The organism is Chryseobacterium sp. JK1, from assembly GCF_050632815.1.
Taxonomy (GTDB): domain Bacteria; phylum Bacteroidota; class Bacteroidia; order Flavobacteriales; family Weeksellaceae; genus Chryseobacterium.
In genome coordinates this window covers 2,363,876-2,384,249 of sequence record NZ_JBODRU010000001.1, presented here as the reverse complement: position 1 = coordinate 2,384,249, position 20,374 = coordinate 2,363,876, and the positions used below count along the sequence as shown (strand labels likewise).

Below are 20,374 nucleotides of genomic sequence, written 5' to 3'. Positions count from 1 at the left end.
TCTATTCAACCTTTGTATGATTAATGCACAATACATAGATTTGAAAAAAACTTTGATTTTTTATTGAAATACAACATAGTTCACCGTATCTACACCTGTGTTTCCGGTAATAGGATCATAAGCATAAACAGTAATTTCATAATTCCCTGGCTTGGAAATTGCAAAATTTCCTTCAAAAAGATTGGTAGATCGTAACTTGATGTCAACTTCGTCAATTTTTTTACCATCTAGCTTAATGATGGCTTTGGTTTCGAATGTATCAGAATTCCAAAGACCACCTTTGTCAATGACACAACCACACATCATAACAATATTAGCCTGAATCTGAAAAGGTTTCCCAATGATGGATTTCAATGCAATATATTGATGAGTTCGAGGACTCAGAATATCGATGATAAAACCGGGAATTTCCATGATGATTCCCTCCCCAATAATATCTTTTCCCGGAATAAGCCACATTTCTGAAGTAACCTTAGACTGTGCCTGTTTACTGTTGAAAGGAGACAGAACTTCAACGCTGATAAAAGTAGGATCTTCAATATTAATTCTGGCTACAAATTTAGCCGTTGCATCGTCTGTAATGATGGCATTTCTTTCTTTGGGAAACTTCATTATCAAATCTGTATTTCCCGTACTTCCCGCTGTTTTGCCCTCTGCAAGAATACTATTGTTCGTTTTATTACGAATAATTACATAAGCACCTCCTAAAGAACTTCCGATGAATTTGGCATCTTTAGCTTTCACTCTTACCGTTACGGTGGTCTCTTTTCCATATACTGATAAACAGAATAGACAGAAAATTAAGGCTATTATACTTTTCATAAGATTATTGGTTTTGATTGTTATATTCCTGTTTAAATCGATAGTAAAATGACGTTCTTTCCAGTGCATCGTCCATGCGGTCCAGATACTCAATAATTCCGAGGTCATGATCAATTAACTTTAAAATAGCGGCCTCACAGCTGTTCCACAATATTTCAAACTGAGGCATCATCTCAATTGACTTTTGAGATAGGGATACCATTTGCTTTCTTTTATCAGCCGGATCTTTTTCAACAATAAGATAACCTTTGGAATTCATATTTTTTACCGTTATTACCAGGGTAGGATGGGCGTACCCTAACGCTTCTGCTATTTCTGCAATAGATAATTGCCCTTGGTCTCTCAAAAGCATAAAAACAAGATACCAATGAGGTTCTATTTCTATTTTGTGATCCTTGTATAGTTTTTTGACACTATAGGCTATTTTATCACTTATTCTCTTCATTCGGGAATCCAGTGCTTTATAGCCCATTTGTTTGATAAAATCAGCATCCATTTTTGAATTATTTGATTTCAAAGGTATAAAAATATTTTAAACTATATAGTTAACTATATAATCATCACCAAACATCAACAGTGCATTAATATTTGAGATCAATTTTTCATAATGTTCCTTATATGTTTTCATCCATTTTTACTGATTAAGCATTTTATTTCTTTGATGATTGGATTTTTTAGTTTAAAACACGGCACATTTTGTCGTAATGATGAATTATTATTGCATATCAATTCTTAAACTTTTTATTATGCAGTAAATATTTAACAAAAAGTCGATTTTATTATTAAATATCGTTTATTTAGTATTCAATTCATGATAAATAATTAAATTTACAAAGCAAAAAAAGCTAATCACTAACTCAAATATAAATACGAGAATGAAAAAACTCTATCTTAGTGCATTGACCTTATGCACGGTCTTAGGTATTTCTGCTCAGGAGGTTGTATGGCAGAAAGATATCAAATCCTCAACGCAGGATTTCTTAAGCCAGGTGACCACTACAATTGATCAGCAGTACCTTATTACAGGAAGCTCTATTCAAAGCGCTAAGCAGCAAGCTTCAGGAAGTAAGCAAAACAATGGGTACGATTTCCATCTTATTAAATTGAATCAACAGGGACAGGAAGTCTGGGAAAAATACTTCTCAGGAAATAATCATGACTATTTATCAGCTACGGTGACCACTCAGGATGGTGGTTTTCTATTAGCCGGAACTTCCTATTCCGGAAAAGGACTGGATAAAAAAGATGATTCTAAAGGCGGTTCAGACATCTGGCTGATCAGAATCAATGAGTTTGGAGATGAATTGTGGCAGAAAACACTCGGAACCTCTTTTGATGAAGAAGCCAGATCTGTTATTCAAACAACAGACTTAGGATTTTTTGTAGCCGGAAATGTTCAGAACTCTTCCAAAGGATATGGTTCCAAAGATGTTTGGATCAGTAGAATTGATAAAGACGGAAAAGAACTTTCACAACTTATTTTAGGCGGAAAAGGTTTAGACGAAGTGGAGAAAATGATTCCCACAAAAGATGGAGGCGTTTTACTGGGAATGTATTCAAGGAGTTCCGAAGTTCGGGTTTCGGGATCCGAACAACGATCAGCCACTTCAACAGCCATTAGCCAGATGCCAAAAGCCAGCAGCAATTTTGGTGAAGGTGACTATTGGATTGTCAAATTAGACAAAAACGGAAAAGTAGAATGGGAAAAGAACTTTGGAGGAAAAGGAGACGATCACATCAGAACCCTTTCTTTAACTTCTAATGGATTTATTATCGGAGGAGAATCCCGATCAGAAAGATCCGGAAACAAAACGGTAGGTGTTGAAGAAGGAACGGATCTGTGGCTAATCTCTTTGAATGAAAGAGGTGAAGAGCAGTGGCAGAAATCCTACAATTTTAAAAACAGAGATATTCTGATGAGCATGAGTGTACTGCATTCAGCGGATGATAAATCTTCTAAAGGAATTTTATTAGGCGGTTATACTCAGGCAGAAGGAAGAATAGAAAAGGATGATGAAACCTTCTGGATGCTTTATTTAGATGAGAATGGTAATGAACAGTGGAGAAAACACATCACCGGAGAATCCAGAAAGAGAGAAGAAAGGTTAGCTGACTTAAAACTGAATAGAGACGGTTCCATTATTCTGGCTGGAACGAGCGCCGAAGAATTGGGAAAAGAAAACTGGAAGATCGTCAAGCTGGGAGACAAGCAGGTTGATAAGTTAATAGAGAAATACGATATCAAAATCTATCCTAACCCAGTATCCGACTATGCTTATGTAGAAATCGGTTTCGACTTCAAGGAAGCAGATATTTTATTGTATGATATGGGTGGAAGACAGCTTCAGAATATAAAAACGAAGAATAAGGTAACCAAGATTAATACACAGGCTTTGGTACAGGGTGCTTATTTAGTGGTTATAAAAACAGATACGAATAAAACAGCCAATGCAAAGCTGATTAAGAAATAAAACTAAGAATCATGAAAAAAAGTACAATAGCTGTTATTTTATTAACAGCCTTCTTGGGGCATGCGCTTAAGGGACAGGCTTCTGCAGGCGGAGATGCTGCTAAAAGTTATGTTGGAGATATCAATCAGATGTTTCCGGCGGCTCCTACTTCAAATAACCTGATGAAATTTGAAGAAGTCCCTGTCAGTTACTATACAGGAATTCCTGATATAAGCATTCCTCTGTTCAATATTCCGACAAGTAATTCAAAAGTACCTGTCAATATCCAACTTAAATACCATCCTCTCAACGCCAAACCGGATGATAAAGCGGGTGAAACAGGCCTTGGCTGGAGCCTCATCGCTGGGGGAACAATATCCAGAACGATACGAGGTGGTGGAGCCGATGAAAAGAACAGAACAATTGCCTTTTCAAGCCCTCCCAAAACAAAATTCGGAATCTATAATCATACTTATAATCCTACTTTTAAAATAATGAATGATGAGCCTGTAAATATGGATGACTATAAATTCTTCGCAGGGCAGGGGCGGTATGACACAGAATATGACCTCTTTCAATATAACTTTATGGGTCAATCCGGAAGATTCTATATTGTAAAAGATACCGCAGGAAATTACAAGGCTGAGAAACTGGATAGAAATAATCTTAGGATTACCTTTGATCATGATTCTACTGGAGAAGTTACTTCCTTTACGATTGTAGATGATAAAGGGATCAAGTATATTTTCAGTCCTATGGAAAAGTCAGAAAAGTCAATTACCAATATAAAAACAGGACTTACAACAGGACTGTCGAACATTGAGGCAAATGAGGAAATTAATGATTATTGGTCGTCATTTCATCTTACAAAAATTACGGATCAAAATAACATAGTTTTAGCATTATTCAAATATGAGCTTTCCTCATTAGTGAAATTTGAAGAGCCAACCACCCGTACTTTTAGATATGCAAGCAATATTAATTATACCAATACAAGTAACACCGTTGGGGGAACTCTGCAGAACCCAGATTGGAATATGCCCGGAGCCATTGAATCCCAAACAATCAATAACACTACCGGTACAAGTTTATTAACAAGCATTGAAATAATAGATAAAGGAACAATTTATTTAAATTACGAAAAAGGAAGGCAGGATTCTAATTATATTGAGCCCCTTAATCTTTACAAATTAAAATCAATTCAGTCTAATTATCCTGGGCAAGCCTCTACTCAATATACTGAGAAATACACTTTTGATTATGACTATGCCAATACAAATTATCAACAAGGAACAATGCCCCCAACAGTATTAAGAAAGATGATGTTGAATAAGGTGACTAAAATTTCACCCAATAACCAAAATCAGGAATATACTTTAGAATATAATAAAACGACAGGGGCTCTGAATAAAGACAATTGGGGATACTACAGAGGGGATGACTCTAACTCTATAACGAACGATGTCATTAAATCCATTACCTATCCTACAAAAGGAAAGGTAGTTTTTGATTTTGGAATCAATGACTATAGCCATTATTATAATGGGATGGGAATGGAAGATATTACAGGAAGATGGGTTGATCTGTATAATTCTTTTAACCTTACCGGTTTAAACTCATTTAGCCCTACAGCAAAAGCTGAATTTTTTACTATAAACTCAGCGCAAAAAGTTAAACTGTATCTCGTGTTAGGAAATTTAATGTATTCTGACTGGAAACTGGAAATCTACAAAAAGCTGGGTAATAACACTTTTTCCCCACCCGTATTTACCACTGGGTTTCCCTATCAATTATGCATACAGACCGGCGGTGGATTCTGTCCTGGTTCTGGTGCAGGACAGGAACCTATTTTTGAATTCAATAATGAAACCGTAGAACTTGAACCTGGAACATATTATGCATCCTTAAGCGGTAATCATGGTCCAACCTACAAACCCGTTTCTTATGTTTTTTCTGCGGAGACAAAAGAACGTGTTTTTAATGATTATGTAATTCGAAAAGGTGGCGGTTTAAGAATTAATGATATTAAGTATTTTGATACCCCCCTCACTACAGGAGCTGTGGCCAAAGAGTTTATATACGACTACAAAAATATCAATGCTTCTAACAAAAGTAGTGGTTCATTAGTATTTCCGGAGCCTATTACAAATTATGGGGATAGTTATTCTTACAGGAATAAATTATACAATGCTGATATTACGTATAGCGCTCAATTTGATGTACAAACAGATTATAATATCCTTCCTGTTCAGAAAACCCAGGGATCCGATGTGGGGTATAAATATGTTACCGTAAAACAGATTGTAAGAGATAATAATGATAATATTACAGATAATGGCAGAACGGTTTATACCTTCAGATCTCCGCTTGAGTACCCCAATCAGGGTAGCTTAGCCTTGCAGCCTCCTGTGAGACCCATTCCTAATCTCGATTACCTGAGAGGACAGTTGGTTTCTGAAAAAAAGTATAATTCCACCGGACAGATCCTTTCAGAAACCCAAACGAATTATTCCTCCATAGAAATTGAAAAAAATGATGGGATCAAATTACTTGATAATTTTTACAGAGTTTCGGTTGCCGAATATTTTACCTATAACTCATTTCAGGAACTTTTAAATCACGTTGGAAATGTAAGTTTAACCACTCCCTATAAAAACTTCGAAAAGTTTGGGATCACTTTGCCTACTTCTAAAACAGAAACTTCTTATTTTTATAATAGCGGGGTTCAAAGTTCAGTAAGCAGTACGACTACTCACGCTTATAATACCTTAGACTACCCTTCTTTGTCTAACCAGGTTTTTGCTGATGGTACTTCAACCATTACGAATTACCTGTATGCCACTGAGAAGAATAACCAGAAGCTTATTACGGCCAATATGATTGGTATTCCTTTAGAAACAGAAGTTGCTCAGAAAGCAAGCCCTTCGGGTCAGAGTAAAACTTTGGCTAAGACAGAGCTTATTTATGACCCGTCTACTGCGAGTCTTTTCCCTGATAAAGTAATAGGACTTAATATTCAGAGTAATATCATGGAAAACCAGATTCAATATGACAGATACGACAGCAAAGGTAATCTGGAACAATATACCTTAAAAGAAGGAACTCCTGTAACCATCATCTGGGGGTACAACAAAACTCTTCCTATTGCCAAAATAGAAGGAGCGAGGATGATTGATATTCCACAATCGGCCATAACAACCATTGTCAATGCGTCCAATATCGATGCATCTGCCGGAGTTAACAATGATGAATCGGCGCTGTTGGCTGTTCTGGATACCTTTAGAAAAACCACTGTAGCCAATACCCAAATTACCACGTACACCCATGATCCTCTGATCGGAATAAGAAGTATCATACAACCTTCAGGATTAAAGGAGCTGTATTTTTACGATACAGAAAACAGGCTGAAAGAAGTAAAACAAGAGGAAAGAGATGCAAGCGGAAATATTTCTTATAAGACATTAAAAGAATACCAGTACCATTTTAAAAACTAAAGACCGATGAAAAAAATGATAATTCCAATAGGAATTCTGTTGAGTACAGGAGCTCTTCATGCCCAGCTTTCACCAACAGAAAACTATGTCTATACCAAAACCTATCTTGATTATACCACTCCTAAAGTAACAGAGACCGTACAGTATTTGGATGGGCTTTCAAGACCCAAACAGAATATCAATATCAAAGCTTCTCCGGATGGGAAAGATGTTGTAACCTCCTTTGAATACGATTTATTCGGAAGACAGGTGAATGAATATCTCCCTGTTCCTCAGTCCGGAACCCAAAATGGAGCGATTTATGGCTCTCCGCTTGCCAACGCCAGCAGTCCTCAGATTTATGGCAGTGAGAAGATCTATTCTGAGAAAAGATTGGAAAGTTCCCCGCTTAACCGTGTTCAGGAGCAGGTTCAGGTGGGAAATGACTGGATCAATAAACCTTTGAAATTTGATTATCAGACCAATGCTTTTAATGAAGTTTATCAATATATTACCAATACGTCATGGTCTGGCGGAGCTACCGAAAGTACATTGAGCTTATCTTCAAACGGGACCTATCCTGTGAACCAACTGTATAAAAACAGTGTGAAGGATGAAGACGGTAATGAAACGATAGAATTTAAAAACGGAAAAGGGCAAACGGTATTAGTAAGAAAAGTGATGAGTTCCACACTCCATGTTGATACCTACTATGTCTATAACGAATACAATCAGCTTGCTTTTGTGATCCCTCCCAATGCGGTGCATTATCCTGTTACTGATGAATTGCTCAATAACTTGTGCTATCAATATCGTTATGATGGCAGGGGAAGGCTTGTTCAAAAAAAGCTTCCGGGAAAAGGTTGGGAATATATGGTCTATGACAAACAGGACAGATTGATCCTTACCCGTGATACGGTAATGGAAGATAAAGGACAGTGGCTTTTTACCAAATATGATAAATTTGGAAGAGTTATATACACCGGAATTGTAAACGGATCGGGAAGAGAACAAATGCAGAACCAGATTGGCAGTCAGAATATTATTGAAGAACAGACCACCGCAGGATTTAACAAGCATGGTATTATGGTGTATTATACCAATACTTTTTTTCCTGATGCACAAACTGTTCTTAGTGTGAACTATTATGATGTGTACCCAAGAGACACTAAAAATTATCCACCTTCCAATATAATGGGGCAACCTGTAATCTATGCGGCAGGTACAGTTACTACTCAGGGAATGCCAACGGCAACCTATATAAAGAATATTGAAGATGATAACTGGACCAAAAATTATTTTTATTATGATTTCAGGGGCCGTGCTGTAGGAACATATTCAGCTAATCATCTTGGCGGGTATACCAGCACAGAGTCACTGCTGGACTTCTCAGGAGCTCCAAAGAAGACAATTACCAGACATAAAAGATTAGATACCGACAAGGAAAGAGTACTTACCGAAACGTTCGAATATGACAACCAAAACAGGCTATTAGTACATAAACATCAGGTAGACAATAACCCAGTTGAATATCTTACCCAAAACAAATACAACGAACTTTCTCAGCTGGCTTCTAAAAAAGTGGGCGGAATAGCCGCTGCTTCACCGCTTCAGCAAATCGACTATCAATACAATATCCGGGGTTGGATGACCCAGATTAATGATCCAGCTAATCTGAATGGTAAATTGTTTGGATATAAGATTAAATATACAAATCCGGTCTATGCAGATATTGCTCCGGGAAAATATAACGGAAATATTGCAGAAATAGACTGGAATATGTCAACCGTTAATAATCTAAAGAGATATAATTATACCTATGATAACCTTAACAGATTAACTGATGCTGAATATTCGGAACCGGAGAAAACCAATCCTCATAATAAAAATTTCGATGAACGTTTACTGTATGATTTAAATGGTAATATTGCCTTCTTAAAAAGGTATGCAATTCCTGTTTTTGGAACAACATCAACAAAAGTAGATGACCTTGAATATAAATATATCGGAAACCGTTTAACGCAGGTGATCGAAACGTCATTAAATGATACAGGCTATGAAGGCGGAAACAATATCATTGACTATGACCTGAACGGTAATATGATTACCATGAAAGATAAAGGTATTCAGAGTATTGTTTACAATTATCTTAACCTTCCGGATAGTTTTTCAATTACTCAGGCAGATCCATTTGGTAATGGACAGCCTTCAACTATTAGTCTTGAATACCTGTATCGTGCCGATGGAGTAAAGCTTCGTAAAAATTATGTTCGGGGAGGAAGAAGAGGATCCTCAGGCGCAACGCGTATCACCGATTATCTTGATGGGTTTCAATACAGCTATTTTGACGGTGGTGGCATATGTCTGACCTGTAGAACTGAAACCGCGTTTGAAGAACAGGCCTATAAAAACATCAACAGCTCAATTATTATTGGTGGTCCTGCTGAATGGAAATTAGATTTTGTTCCCACAGCAGAAGGATTTTATAGTTTCACAGAAAACCGCTATATTTATCAGTATAAAGATCACTTGGGAAATGCCCGGGTAAGCTTTGCCAAAGACAGCACAGGCGCTCTTGGGGTGACAGATACCAACAACTATTATCCTTTTGGATTGAATCACATTGAAGGAATGTTGAGCAGTTCTAATTTTGGAGGGTATTATAGCTACAAGTACAACGGCAAGGAACTGCAAGAGACTGGTATGTATGATTACGGAGCAAGGTTCTATATGCCGGATTTAGGAAGATGGGGCGTGGTAGATCCACTAGCAGAAAAGATGACTCGTTATAGTCCTTATAATTATGCGTTTAACAATCCGGTGAAGTTTGTCGATCCGGATGGAAGGCAAGCTTTAGATCCTGGAGATAGATTTAAAACTTTAAGGTCTGCCGCTACTGATTTTGGAAAACAGTACAATGGGTTATCTATTAATTATAATGTTGAAGTTCGTACTACTTTTTATAAAGCAACTGATACGAACGGAGAAACCTATTACAGTTATACAGTTCCTCGAACTGGAACTAGCGGAACGTCAGGGGAAATAGACCCAAATGATGTTGCGAAAGCAGTAAAAGATGCTGAAATTGTAGGTGATGGCCATACACATAGTGGAGACACGGATGTTATAAAAATGGATGGAAAAGATTATAGTAGTGCAAACGAGTTTTCAAATAGAGATGTTGCATCATATAAAAATACCCTATATGATAGTAATGGCAAAAAAGAAGAGAATGCTTATGGGAAACCCGTAACAGGTTATGTTGCAACACCAGATGGGGGGTTAAGAGAATATACACCAGGAGTTAGTAATAATTCCAATTCTACAAAAACAGATGCCGCAGGAATGCCCGTAAAAAATTACAATCTTCCTGTTACTAGAGATTTACCTTCTGACCCCGCTTCCGGATCTTTAAGACTAAATAATGTTTCGCCTACAAATATGCCTAATGTACCACCTAAAGGATTTGATACTGAACAACCTAAAAGATACTAACAATGTTGAGAATCGTTTTAATAATTTTATATTTCCTACCATTGTCTCTTATGGCACAAGAAGGGAAATGCAAAGATAAAAATAGAAGAATTGATCAATTACCATGTAAACTTGCAAATCATTATGGTACAGACATTATACCTGACGAAGAAATTGCAATTAAATATGTTGATATTCTTATAAGAAAGAGAGAGTTATTAGATCCTGAAAAATCTAAACCATATCAAGTTAGCTTGATTGCAGACAATAAAGTATGGCAAATTGTTGTAAAAAGTTATAACTGTAGATACTGTAAAATTTATATTAATATCAATAAAAACACTGGTGAAGTGTTAAATTATTACAAATCAGAAGATTAAATTCATCAAAACAATAATAAAACCACTCGAATGAGTGGCTTTATTATACATTATGTGTCCCGTCCTAAAATAAGTTGACAGAAACTCGACTTATTTATGAAAAAAGCAGAATTTACAAGAGAAAAGCGAAGCCAAAAAGATTATATATTGGCTTTTAAATTGAGTATTGTTTCAGAAATGCATCAAGCAGAGCGAAGACATGCTGTCTATCATTCTCTTTTAGCTTTTGTATATCTAAAATTTTAGCGACAATGTTTTTATCCAGTAGAATCTGTCCGCTTCGTTTTGTACTTTAATATTGGAAATAAAAATACATTTACAATTATACCAATCATTTAGGAAATGTAATATTTAGCTATTTCCATAATGGAAGCAGCATAGAAGTTCTTGAAGAAAACAATTACTATCCATTTGGGTTAAGACATACTTCCGGAGGAAATTCTGCAAATCCTGCATATCAGTACAAGTACAACGGGAAGGAGTTGCAAGAGACAGGAATGTATGATTACGGAGCGAGATTCTATATGCCGGATATAGGAAGATGGGGCGTTGTGGATCCGTTGGCAGAGAAAGATAGAAGATGGACACCATATCGATATGCATATAATAACCCTTTGAAATTTATAGATCCCGATGGAAGGAATGAAGATATTTACGAAATGGATGAGAAGGGAAAATTAAATAACATAGCGCCTTCTGATAGAGATGTTGTGTATACCTCCAAAAATTTTGAAGGAGAAGGAAAAGATAGAAAACTAAAAGAAAATAATGATGGTGGATTTGAAGTTGGTGGAAAAGATTTTGTTAAAAATAATCTTCATCAATACAGACAAGATGGAAGTAAGTATCTAGATTTCAAGATAGATGAACAAAAAGGGATGGATTATTTTAATAAGGTTGCTGATTGGATGAAAGAGGGAAATATAAGTGTAGAATTTGGAATACAGACAGCTGATATTGGAGGTAAAGATAATACGGTGGTTTATACATCTGGTAATGGAGAGAATGTTTCTCCTTTGTATGGTGGGGATAATGTGAAATTAGATGGACATTTACATCCGGGAAATTATGATCCTTCACAAGTTTCAGGTCCCTTAAATCCAAGTGGTTTTCGTATGTCAAAATTTCCATTAAAAGAGAATGGTTATAATTTTAGCATAATGTCTAAAACTATAGGAGGAGACAGAGAATCTGCAAAATTTGCTCCAAATGCGGTCAATTTTATATATGCTCCTGCACATAATACAACAATAATCTATAATAGTACTACAATAATTAAAGCGTATGAAGGTAAATTTAAAAAAGAATAAGGTTTTTATTTTAATATTGATATTATTAATGAATTATGGCTGCGCTTCCCAGAGCTATAAAAAAGAAGAGTTATATGGCTATTTGGATAAAATAACTTCTGAGAGTAAATTTTTATACTTTAAAATAAGTTTGATAAAAAAATGCAAAAGTGAATATTTATTTGGTATTGCAAAAATGAATTATAATGATCACCTTTCAGAGACATATAAAACTTATGATTATAAAGGGAATTTGATAATCTTTGATTTAAATGAAGAAAAGGACAAAAAAATCATTAACTTTTTTGATTTATATTTTAAAAAAGTAAATTTAAGTATTTCAAATATTCCAAAAGGGAGACAATCCCTTGTTAATGAGTATGCTCTTTATTTTAAAAACAAAGAATTCGTTAAAGATCTAGATAAAACAAAACATTTTATGACTGTTAATTGTGGAAATGAATAATAATTCCTTTAAATATTAACAATAACTTTAATACTTACTGCCGCACGAGTCCTTTCGTGTGGCATTTCATTAACAATTAACCATATTTATTAATTCAAAGGTAAGCTTTGCCAAAGACAGCACAGGCGCTCTTGGAGTGACAGATACCAACAACTATTATCCTTTTGGATTGAATCACATTGAAGGAATGTTGAACTGTTCTAATTTTGGAGGGTATTATAGCTATAAGTACAATGGGAAGGAGTTGCAGGAGACTGGTATGTATGATTATGGGGCGAGGATGTATATGAGTGATATTGGAAGATGGGGAGTTGTAGATCCGCTTGCGGAGAAAATGAGGAGACATAGTCCTTATAATTATGCATTTAATAATCCAATAATGTTTATTGATCCGGATGGAAGAGAGGGAAAACATATTGGGTTCAATGAATTTGTAAAAGCTGATGGTACTAAAGTAATTACAATGACAGTCACAGGTAAAATAATTGATCAGACAGGTAATAAATACTCAAATGAACAATTAAATAATTATGCCAATAGGTTAAGTGATTCTTTTAAAAGTGTATATGGAATAAGGGAAGATGGTTATGAAGTAAATGTTGTTACTAATATTTCAGTTGCAACTAATGATAATCCACTTTCAAAAACAGATCATGCATTCAGACTAGTTGAAGATGGTGAAATTCCAGATAATAAAGGTGGTTATGAACCATTAGGAACTTTAGGAAAGGCTTTGCCAGGAGAAAATGTAGTTTATCTAGCTGATACTATGTTAGAAAATCAACCTGCCAATAGTGGACAATATGCAGGAACTGGAAAAGCAGATAACGGAGATGGGACATTAGAACGTACGGGACCACATGAACTTGGTCATTCTGGGAATCAACAAGGACATAACTATCCGTCTGGGAATGTAATGCTTCCCACTATTTCGCCAAATGCAGGATTAAATATGACAATGGATCAAATTCTTTTTATGAAAGACTCTAAACTAAATAATGGCATACAAGAAATACCTGTACATCAATAATGATAAATAAAATTATAATATGATAAATAAATTTTTTTTTACAATAAGTTTGTTTACTGGATTTGTGTTTCATGCACAAAACTTAGAGAAAAAAGTTGAGATTGCTTTACAAGATTTTTTTAATGGGGATAAAGTTTCAGTAAGGATAGGAAAATGTAAAATTTTTGAAAATAAAATACTTACATCTAGCGATACTGGTTTTGGAGGAGTCATTGGAGAGTTTTACGAACCCAATAAAATGTTGATTACCTTTTATGGAGGAAAAAGGAACGTTATTGAAAAAAAATGTAATCTCGATTTAAGTAAAGATTTAGTATTGTATTTAAGGTTAAATGACAAAAAAAGTATTCTTCATGTCAATCTTCATGACGGAAAATATATTGGATTAAGTAAGGGTAAAAATAATGATTTTAAACTTTTACAGCAAAACCGTGGTTTCCAATATGATTGATTTGTTAATGTAGAAATATGTTGTTTATGACATAAAATATTCCTTGCTACTGCACGATTGTATCGTGTGGCAGATAACAATAAAACCTCGCAAATGCGAGGTTTTATTGTTTTATAATGTCGCAATATTTTTTTGCAAATAATCTTTAAATCGTTTTTTAGAAACGAAAGTTTCAATAAGTTTTAGGAGGATGTTTTTTTCTTCGTTGTCGAGTTCGTTTATGAGTTTTAGTTGTTCCAAAACTGCGGTATATTCCATAGAAACTCCCGCTGCGCAAAGTTTGTAACTTTGAGCTAATAATAAAAAAACCATTGCAATTGCTGTGGTTTCTTGTTGTAAAAGCGTTCTGTTTTGTAGATGAAAGGTAAACTTCCCTGTTTTTCAAACAAATTAAAATTATTAAATTTAGTTTGTTAAACCTTATGAAAAAGAATACAATTCTAAGACTGGAAGAGGAACAATTGATCTATATGTAACAAAAGATGGAAGAGAAGAGTTTATGTCAACTAACAAAAATGTTAAAAGAAAATGAGAATAAACTTAATAATTTCGTTATTTATTGCTAATATTTTATTTGCACAACAAATAAAAGGCAGATATAAACTTTTAAATATTGATTCTACAAAAAATTTTTATATTTTGAAATTCACTTCTAGTAAACCTGACTCTTTAAACTGTTTTCTTTTAACAAGTAGTAAATTAGAATCTTATAAAGAAGGAAAGAAATTAAAGCTTAAAAAAAAATATTTTTTAGAGTTAAAAAACTTATCATATGAAATTTTAGAAGGTTTGGATAATATAGATAGTTGGGGGGTAGATGATAAAACCATTTGGAATAAAGGAGATAAATGTTGGATATATTCTTCAAAAAATATAGAAGGATTATTATATAAAAAAAAGTAAAAGTCCTTTTTATTCCCTTTGCCACATGAATCCTTTTGTGTGGCATTTCTATTAACAATTAACCATATTTATTAATTCAAAGGTAAGTTTTGCCAAAGACAGCACAGGCACTCTTGAGGTGACAGATACCAACAACTATTATCCTTTTGGATTGAATCACATTGAAGGAATGTTGAACTGTTCTAATTTTGGAGGGTATTATAGCTATAAGTACAACGGCAAGGAGCTGCAGGAGACGGGGATGTATGATTATGGAGCGAGGATGTATATGCCGGATTTAGGTAAATGGGGGGTAATTGATAATAAAGCAGAAGTTTCGAGACGCTGGTCTACTTACACTTATGCTTACAACAATCCATTGAGATTCATAGACCCTGATGGACGGCAGAATTATGATGTTATTATTACAGGAGGGGCAAAGGATGCTGCATTGCAAGAATTGCAAAAATCAGTTTCTTCGGAATTTGCCCTTAAAACGGATAGTAATGGAAAAGTTAGCTATACTCAAAATAATCCTAAAGCAAAGCTGTCCGCAGATGCTCAACAGCTGGTTAATGCAATTGATGATCATTCAGTAAATGTAAATGTTAGTGCAGAATATACGAATACAACAAAATCAGGAAATTTATATGTAGGAGGTACTTTTTCAGGCAACAAAACAAGTTATTTACTTAATAGAGATGGTAGTGCTGTAAATACTATAACAAATGCTTATCAAGAAGTTAATCCTAAAGTATTAGGTGCTATGAGTGATTATTTTAATAAACCTGGTGCAGATATGCTACATGAAGTAACGGAAGCATATCAAGGAGCTTTAATTTCCCGAAGACTTGGGAAAGATTCTGTTTTTGCGTCGCAAGCGGAAAATGATAATCCTTTCAGTGTATATAATGCCGCTCATAATAATGCTACTCCACAGACGGATGGTTATGATGTGAGATATTTTGATAAAAATGGAAAACCCTCTAGCGTTTTATACAAAAGTGGTAGTGCTGAATTTTTCTTAACTGATCCAAGCGGTGTTAAAAAGCCCAAAGTTGTTCAAACCTATCCTTAAATTTAAATTTATGAAAAAGATAATATTCATTGTAGCATCATTTATTTTATATGCTTGTGGCATAAAGCCGAAAGCTACTACAGGCTACAATTATAGAATTACTAAAATTGATTCTATCGAAAATACATATTTGATATATGCAGAAAAGATAGATTTTAGTATAAAAAATACTGCTATAATAAAAATAGTATCAGCAAAGAGCAAAACAAATTGTAAAACAAAAAATCTTATTACTGTTGATAAGAATTATAGATTAAATCCTATCTCTTTATATCCTAAAAATTTGGTATCACATAATCTTAGAGGTATCACGTATAATGGTACATTAGTTCCTTTTGACAAAGACTACAACATTAAAAAAGATTTATTTATAACAGAGAATCTAAAAGGTCTTTGTTATAAGGAATAATATTCCTTCCCTGAAAAAAAAATACTTGGAAATCCTGATCCAAAAAAAGTGAATATTTTAATTATCTGTCAATGACCAAATTTGAAGCTTCTCTTTCTAGAACATCACATAAAGAAAGAACTGTAAATTAGGATGCTCAGAACTCAATGATAATAAATGGACAAAAAAGTTTTACTGTCACATATGGATTTTCTATAAAATCAAATGAAAAAGTAATTTATAGAAGCCCTAAGGTAATAAATAACAGTAGCGCTTTTCATAATATAGGGATAACTAACTTACCTAAAAACAATAAAATGAAATTATTAAGTGTTATATTTTTGTTATTTTTTGCAAATAGTAGTTGTCAGAATATCAGAAATAAAGTTTTTTTCGGCATTCCTATAGATGATAATGATTTATCTCTTTTTCAAAAAGATAAAATTATAATTAATCTTCCAAATAATATGGATGGACGTTTTATAACTAAAGATAATTCGAATTTAAACCAATTATTGGATTTTTTGAAAAACACGAATGATAAGCGACTTAAAACTGAAGTGAAGATTAGCTATTGTCACAGTAATGTAAGTCCGTATAATTTAAAAATTTCTGAATCTCTTAAAAAAAGCTTGGAAATAATTTTACAAAATAACAATATTATAGTGAATAATATCATTGCTAATGGTTGTAAGGATTCATTTATTTATTTTTCTGACGAAGCCTATAAAAAGATGGCTGAAAATAATATTGAAATCACAATACTTTAATATGGTGTTGTGCAAAAAGCTAAAATTGGAATGTAAATTTGTTAATATTTATATAACATTTTCTCTATCAATTTAAATCTAATGCTACTTAATCAAGTATTCAATTTGTATAATGATATAAATATCTTTGCCGCACGAAACTCCTTGTGCGGCATTTTATTATTTTTACAACTATAAAGATTACACTCTGGTAAGTTTTGCCAAAGACAATACAGGTGCTCTTGAGGTGATAGATACGAACAATTATTATCCTTTTGGATTGAATCACATTGAAGGAATGTTGAGCACTTCTAATTTTGGAGGGTATTATAGCTATAAGTACAATGGCAAGGAATTGCAAGAGACTGGCATGTATGATTATGGTGCAAGATTCTATATGCCGGATATAGGAAGATGGGGAGTGGTAGATCCATTGGCGGAAAAGATGACAAGACATAGTCCTTATAATTATGCTTTTAATAATCCGTTGAGATTTATAGATCCAGATGGAAGGGAAGCAGAAGGTTGGATTAAGGATAAAAAAACAGGTGAAGTATCTTGGGATAAAAATACGAACAGTCAGAATGAGTTTAATAAAAACTACAAGGGAAGAGAAAGTTCCTTTGCATACGTTAGCAATAAAAATGATTCATCCAAATACACTTTACCTAACGGATCAGGATCATTAGTAATGAATGATTGGGTTGAAAATAGTAGCGAAGATGGTCTTATAGCTCCAGAAATTACAATGACTTTTATACCAAGTGACAAGAGTTCGAGCTCTGGATGGTTTCAGACATATATATCCAATACTCCTGATTATGATGGAAGCGAAAAAAGTTCTATACCGGGCGTGTTGGATGAGAGATTAGACGGCGAAGGTCTTGTTCAAGGATCAAAAGACTTTACAAAACCTGAATATTTTGATGTTCCAAAGCTTAATACACTTCACGATGCTCCTCAAAGAGAATATTTTGGAGAAAAAGTTGATAAAAACTCTTCTTCAGCAGTAAAATGGAATGCCCAATCTTCAATGATTATTAATGGCAAGGCATCATTTACAGTAAAATGGGGGTTTACATTATTTGGAACAGGATCAAAAGATCATAAATATAACTCTCCAACAATAATTAATTCTAATAACGCAACAAAAGAACATACAAATGCAATACAATACTTACATAAATAAATTTTTGATTTTAACAATCTTATTTTTCTCACAATGTATTTGGTCTCAGGATTTTAAATTTGGTTATCCTAAAGAAGTTAAATCAAATGATATAATATTATTAAATATGTTTAGACATCGAGATGGTAGATTCATTGATGATTCTGAAATCAATGAATTATCTACTTTTCTTAATAGGTATAATGATAAAAAATTTAAAATCAGAATACATATTTTTGGAGGAGCTTCAAAAGGAACTATAGCATATACCAAAAGTCTAAGTAATAGCTTAAGCAAAAAACTGAATGAATTTAATAATAATATCATTGAAATAGAAAATTGCGGAGATAAATATCCTATATTTTGTTTAGAAGGAACTGAATTTAAACGTAGAAATAATAATAGAATTGAAGTTATTTGTCTCTAAAGATTTGGGAATTTTTCAAAACTAATCCTAGCTACGCAGTCTCCCAGCTTTGATCTTTGTGGAATATTCCTCCACCTGGATTTTTCGATCATATTCATAAATAAATTAAAGTCACAGCAAATACAGTGGCTTTACTTTTTTCTCAAAGAAAGATTGTTATATTTATCAGTATAAAGATCACTTGGGGAATTCCCGGGTAAGCTTTGCCAAAGACAGCACAGGCGCTCTTGGGGTGACAGACACTAACAACTATTATCCTTTTGGATTGAATCACATTGAAGGAATGTTGAACAGTTCTAATTTTGGAGGGTATTATAGCTATAAGAACAATGGAAAGTAGTTGCAGGAGACGGGGATGTACGATTATGGCGCTAGGATGTATATGAGTGATATTGGAAGATGGGGAGTTGTAGATCCGCTTGCGGAGAAAATGAGGAGACATAGTCCTTATAATTATGCTTTTAATAATCCAATCAGGTTTATTGATCCGGATGGAAGAGCCCCAGAACAAATAGAGCCAGGAAGTCAAGCCGAATGGAATAGGCAGAAACAGGCTGTCCAAGTTCAGCAAGCGTCAGCTATAGTTGCTGATTTTTTAACGGGTGGAGCATTATCAGATAAAGTTCAAAGTTTGACATCTACCCTTAACAATATGAACACATTGGAAGCAAGCACGCAAATGTACAGCTTAAGTAGTATAGGTTCTTCAGGAATTGGAAGAACGACATATGATCCTAGTAGTGGTAATATTGTTTTTGCATATGGAAGTGACTCTAACTTTGTTCACGAAATGACACACGGAGCACAATTTGAATCAGGAGATATAGGCTTTGACGGAACCACAGGCAAGGTAGTAGGTCAAGATATAGGGGATGAAGTTGCAGCATATCAAGCACAGTATAATTATGACCCTTCTTCTGTATCAAGTTTACCTTCTACATCAGGAACTGCTGTAAATTCAACGAAAGATATTACCTCTAGTTGGGTACAAGGATTAGATGGTGGGACTTTATATAATCCTGGTAGAAGAGCAAATACGGGAGTCGCCCCTTTAAACATAAATTCAACAAAAACTGATTTAATTAATGCTTATCCTCATAATGCGGCTACTTTAAATAGTTTACCGAATACATTTATTCTTAAAAATGATTATCCAAATATAAAAACTAAATAATGAGAAAGTTAGGAGTGTTTTACTTTTTGTTTTTTATAATATGCTCTTGTGCCACAAAGAAAAATATATCTGGTAATTATCAATACAAAGGAGTTTCTAATGGATTCCCTAAAGAATATAATCTTTCAATAAGAAAAGATAGTTTTGATATATCATACAAATCCCAAGATGCTTCTCCAAATTGTGTTGGTAAGTGGGAAATTTTTCAAGATACTTTGTATCTAAGATGTAATAAAGAAAATGTAGTAATGAATATGTTATCAAACGGCTATATGAATAAAAGAGATTATAAGCTTAAAATAATTGATAATCAAAAACTTAAAATGATTGAAGAAAATATTATTTTAAGTAAGAAATAACATTTTCTTCTCAATACTTTTATTGTGTGGCAAAATCAAAAAAACCGCCTCAGTTGTGAGACGGCTTCTTGTTAGTCAATATAAGTACAATGGTAAAGAGTTGCAGGAGACGGGGATGTACGATTATGGCGCAAGATTCTATATGCCCGATTTAGGAAGATGGGGCGTGGTAGATCCGCTGGCAGAGAAAGATAGAAGATGGACACCTTATAGATATGCATATGATAATCCTATTAGATTTATAGATCCGGATGGTAGAAATGAAATTATATCACCTCCAGATGATATTTATAAAGATAGAAATGGTAAAGAAA

Annotated in this window: 20 protein-coding genes and 1 pseudogene; 19 read left to right on the top strand and 2 right to left on the bottom strand. The window is 34.0% G+C overall.

Annotation, left to right across the window (positions count from 1 at the left end; genetic code table 11):
* Positions 1-60: 60 nt before the first annotated feature.
* Both ACQ76T_RS10905 and ACQ76T_RS10900 read right to left on the bottom strand, forming a co-directional pair.
* A complete protein-coding gene (locus ACQ76T_RS10905; RefSeq protein WP_431343318.1) occupies positions 61-822 on the bottom strand; it encodes a hypothetical protein in 762 nt (253 codons plus the stop codon).
* 4 nt (positions 823-826) lie between these two features.
* Complete coding sequence (locus tag ACQ76T_RS10900) at positions 827-1,339, bottom strand: MarR family winged helix-turn-helix transcriptional regulator (RefSeq protein ID WP_431343317.1); 513 nt, start codon at positions 1,337-1,339, stop codon at positions 827-829.
* 358 nt (positions 1,340-1,697) lie between these two features.
* On the opposite strand from ACQ76T_RS10900, the gene ACQ76T_RS10895 reads away from it, so the two are divergent.
* The 19 genes and pseudogenes from ACQ76T_RS10895 to ACQ76T_RS10805 form a co-directional block, all read left to right on the top strand.
* Entirely contained in the window at positions 1,698-3,293 is a 1,596-nt protein-coding gene (locus tag ACQ76T_RS10895) for a T9SS type A sorting domain-containing protein (protein WP_431343316.1), read from the top strand.
* A gap of 11 nt (positions 3,294-3,304) precedes the next feature.
* Positions 3,305-6,766 carry a hypothetical protein gene (locus ACQ76T_RS10890; protein ID WP_431343315.1) on the top strand — a complete coding sequence of 1,154 codons (3,462 nt, stop codon included), beginning with the start codon at positions 3,305-3,307 and terminating at the stop codon, positions 6,764-6,766.
* A gap of 6 nt (positions 6,767-6,772) precedes the next feature.
* Complete coding sequence (locus tag ACQ76T_RS10885) at positions 6,773-10,240, top strand: DUF6443 domain-containing protein (RefSeq protein WP_431343314.1); 3,468 nt, start codon at positions 6,773-6,775, stop codon at positions 10,238-10,240.
* A gap of 2 nt (positions 10,241-10,242) precedes the next feature.
* Positions 10,243-10,599: a hypothetical protein gene (locus ACQ76T_RS10880; RefSeq protein WP_431343313.1), complete on the top strand. Its 357-nt coding sequence runs from the start codon at positions 10,243-10,245 to the stop codon at positions 10,597-10,599.
* 96 nt (positions 10,600-10,695) lie between these two features.
* Positions 10,696-10,845: a hypothetical protein gene (locus tag ACQ76T_RS10875; RefSeq protein ID WP_431343312.1), complete on the top strand. Its 150-nt coding sequence runs from the start codon at positions 10,696-10,698 to the stop codon at positions 10,843-10,845.
* 68 nt (positions 10,846-10,913) lie between these two features.
* Positions 10,914-11,909, top strand: coding sequence for an RHS repeat domain-containing protein (locus ACQ76T_RS10870; protein ID WP_431343737.1), 996 nt, complete (start codon positions 10,914-10,916; stop codon positions 11,907-11,909).
* Positions 11,884-12,354: a hypothetical protein gene (locus ACQ76T_RS10865; protein WP_431343311.1), complete on the top strand. Its 471-nt coding sequence runs from the start codon at positions 11,884-11,886 to the stop codon at positions 12,352-12,354. The genes ACQ76T_RS10870 and ACQ76T_RS10865 overlap by 26 nt, the downstream gene beginning before the upstream one ends.
* A 136-nt stretch (positions 12,355-12,490) precedes the next feature.
* Positions 12,491-13,384 (top strand): RHS repeat-associated core domain-containing protein, encoded by an 894-nt coding sequence (locus ACQ76T_RS10860; RefSeq protein WP_431343310.1) that lies wholly within the window; start codon positions 12,491-12,493, stop codon positions 13,382-13,384.
* 19 nt (positions 13,385-13,403) lie between these two features.
* Positions 13,404-13,835: a hypothetical protein gene (locus tag ACQ76T_RS10855; RefSeq protein ID WP_431343309.1), complete on the top strand. Its 432-nt coding sequence runs from the start codon at positions 13,404-13,406 to the stop codon at positions 13,833-13,835.
* Between the two features lie 528 nt (positions 13,836-14,363).
* Positions 14,364-14,738 carry a hypothetical protein gene (locus ACQ76T_RS10850; RefSeq protein ID WP_431343308.1) on the top strand — a complete coding sequence of 125 codons (375 nt, stop codon included), beginning with the start codon at positions 14,364-14,366 and terminating at the stop codon, positions 14,736-14,738.
* 118 nt (positions 14,739-14,856) lie between these two features.
* A complete protein-coding gene (locus tag ACQ76T_RS10845) occupies positions 14,857-15,795 on the top strand; it encodes an RHS repeat-associated core domain-containing protein (protein WP_431343307.1) in 939 nt (312 codons plus the stop codon).
* Positions 15,796-15,805: 10 nt separating this feature from the next.
* Complete coding sequence (locus tag ACQ76T_RS10840; protein ID WP_431343306.1) at positions 15,806-16,204, top strand: hypothetical protein; 399 nt, start codon at positions 15,806-15,808, stop codon at positions 16,202-16,204.
* 146 nt (positions 16,205-16,350) lie between these two features.
* The gene (locus ACQ76T_RS10835) at positions 16,351-16,953 is read left to right on the top strand and encodes a hypothetical protein (RefSeq protein WP_431343305.1); all 603 of its coding nucleotides are present in this window, start codon (positions 16,351-16,353) and stop codon (positions 16,951-16,953) included.
* 127 nt (positions 16,954-17,080) lie between these two features.
* Positions 17,081-18,121 (top strand): RHS repeat-associated core domain-containing protein, encoded by a 1,041-nt coding sequence (locus ACQ76T_RS10830; RefSeq protein WP_431343304.1) that lies wholly within the window; start codon positions 17,081-17,083, stop codon positions 18,119-18,121.
* Positions 18,096-18,527: a hypothetical protein gene (locus ACQ76T_RS10825; protein WP_431343303.1), complete on the top strand. Its 432-nt coding sequence runs from the start codon at positions 18,096-18,098 to the stop codon at positions 18,525-18,527. The genes ACQ76T_RS10830 and ACQ76T_RS10825 overlap by 26 nt, the downstream gene beginning before the upstream one ends.
* A gap of 181 nt (positions 18,528-18,708) precedes the next feature.
* Complete coding sequence (locus ACQ76T_RS10820) at positions 18,709-18,867, top strand: hypothetical protein (RefSeq protein ID WP_431343302.1); 159 nt, start codon at positions 18,709-18,711, stop codon at positions 18,865-18,867.
* Positions 18,868-18,882: 15 nt separating this feature from the next.
* Positions 18,883-19,701, top strand: coding sequence for an RHS repeat-associated core domain-containing protein (locus ACQ76T_RS10815; RefSeq protein ID WP_431343736.1), 819 nt, complete (start codon positions 18,883-18,885; stop codon positions 19,699-19,701).
* Positions 19,701-20,060: a hypothetical protein gene (locus tag ACQ76T_RS10810; RefSeq protein ID WP_431343301.1), complete on the top strand. Its 360-nt coding sequence runs from the start codon at positions 19,701-19,703 to the stop codon at positions 20,058-20,060. Before ACQ76T_RS10815 ends, ACQ76T_RS10810 begins: the two co-directional genes overlap by 1 nt.
* Before the next feature lie 76 nt (positions 20,061-20,136).
* Positions 20,137-20,325 (top strand): annotated as a pseudogene (locus ACQ76T_RS10805) (RHS repeat-associated core domain-containing protein); the annotation flags it as partial.
* Positions 20,326-20,374 lie beyond the last annotated feature (49 nt).

Coding starts and splice junctions, on each gene's coding strand:
- ACQ76T_RS10885 (WP_431343314.1), top strand. CDS start 6,773: ATGAAAAAAATGATAATTCCAATAGGAATTCTGTTGAGTACAGGAGCT.
- ACQ76T_RS10905 (WP_431343318.1), bottom strand. CDS start 822: ATGAAAAGTATAATAGCCTTAATTTTCTGTCTATTCTGTTTATCAGTA.
- ACQ76T_RS10875 (WP_431343312.1), top strand. CDS start 10,696: ATGAAAAAAGCAGAATTTACAAGAGAAAAGCGAAGCCAAAAAGATTAT.
- ACQ76T_RS10890 (WP_431343315.1), top strand. CDS start 3,305: ATGAAAAAAAGTACAATAGCTGTTATTTTATTAACAGCCTTCTTGGGG.
- ACQ76T_RS10865 (WP_431343311.1), top strand. CDS start 11,884: ATGAAGGTAAATTTAAAAAAGAATAAGGTTTTTATTTTAATATTGATA.
- ACQ76T_RS10855 (WP_431343309.1), top strand. CDS start 13,404: ATGATAAATAAATTTTTTTTTACAATAAGTTTGTTTACTGGATTTGTG.
- ACQ76T_RS10850 (WP_431343308.1), top strand. CDS start 14,364: ATGAGAATAAACTTAATAATTTCGTTATTTATTGCTAATATTTTATTT.
- ACQ76T_RS10895 (WP_431343316.1), top strand. CDS start 1,698: ATGAAAAAACTCTATCTTAGTGCATTGACCTTATGCACGGTCTTAGGT.
- ACQ76T_RS10880 (WP_431343313.1), top strand. CDS start 10,243: ATGTTGAGAATCGTTTTAATAATTTTATATTTCCTACCATTGTCTCTT.
- ACQ76T_RS10840 (WP_431343306.1), top strand. CDS start 15,806: ATGAAAAAGATAATATTCATTGTAGCATCATTTATTTTATATGCTTGT.
- ACQ76T_RS10825 (WP_431343303.1), top strand. CDS start 18,096: ATGCAATACAATACTTACATAAATAAATTTTTGATTTTAACAATCTTA.
- ACQ76T_RS10835 (WP_431343305.1), top strand. CDS start 16,351: ATGATAATAAATGGACAAAAAAGTTTTACTGTCACATATGGATTTTCT.
- ACQ76T_RS10815 (WP_431343736.1), top strand. CDS start 18,883: ATGTACGATTATGGCGCTAGGATGTATATGAGTGATATTGGAAGATGG.
- ACQ76T_RS10810 (WP_431343301.1), top strand. CDS start 19,701: ATGAGAAAGTTAGGAGTGTTTTACTTTTTGTTTTTTATAATATGCTCT.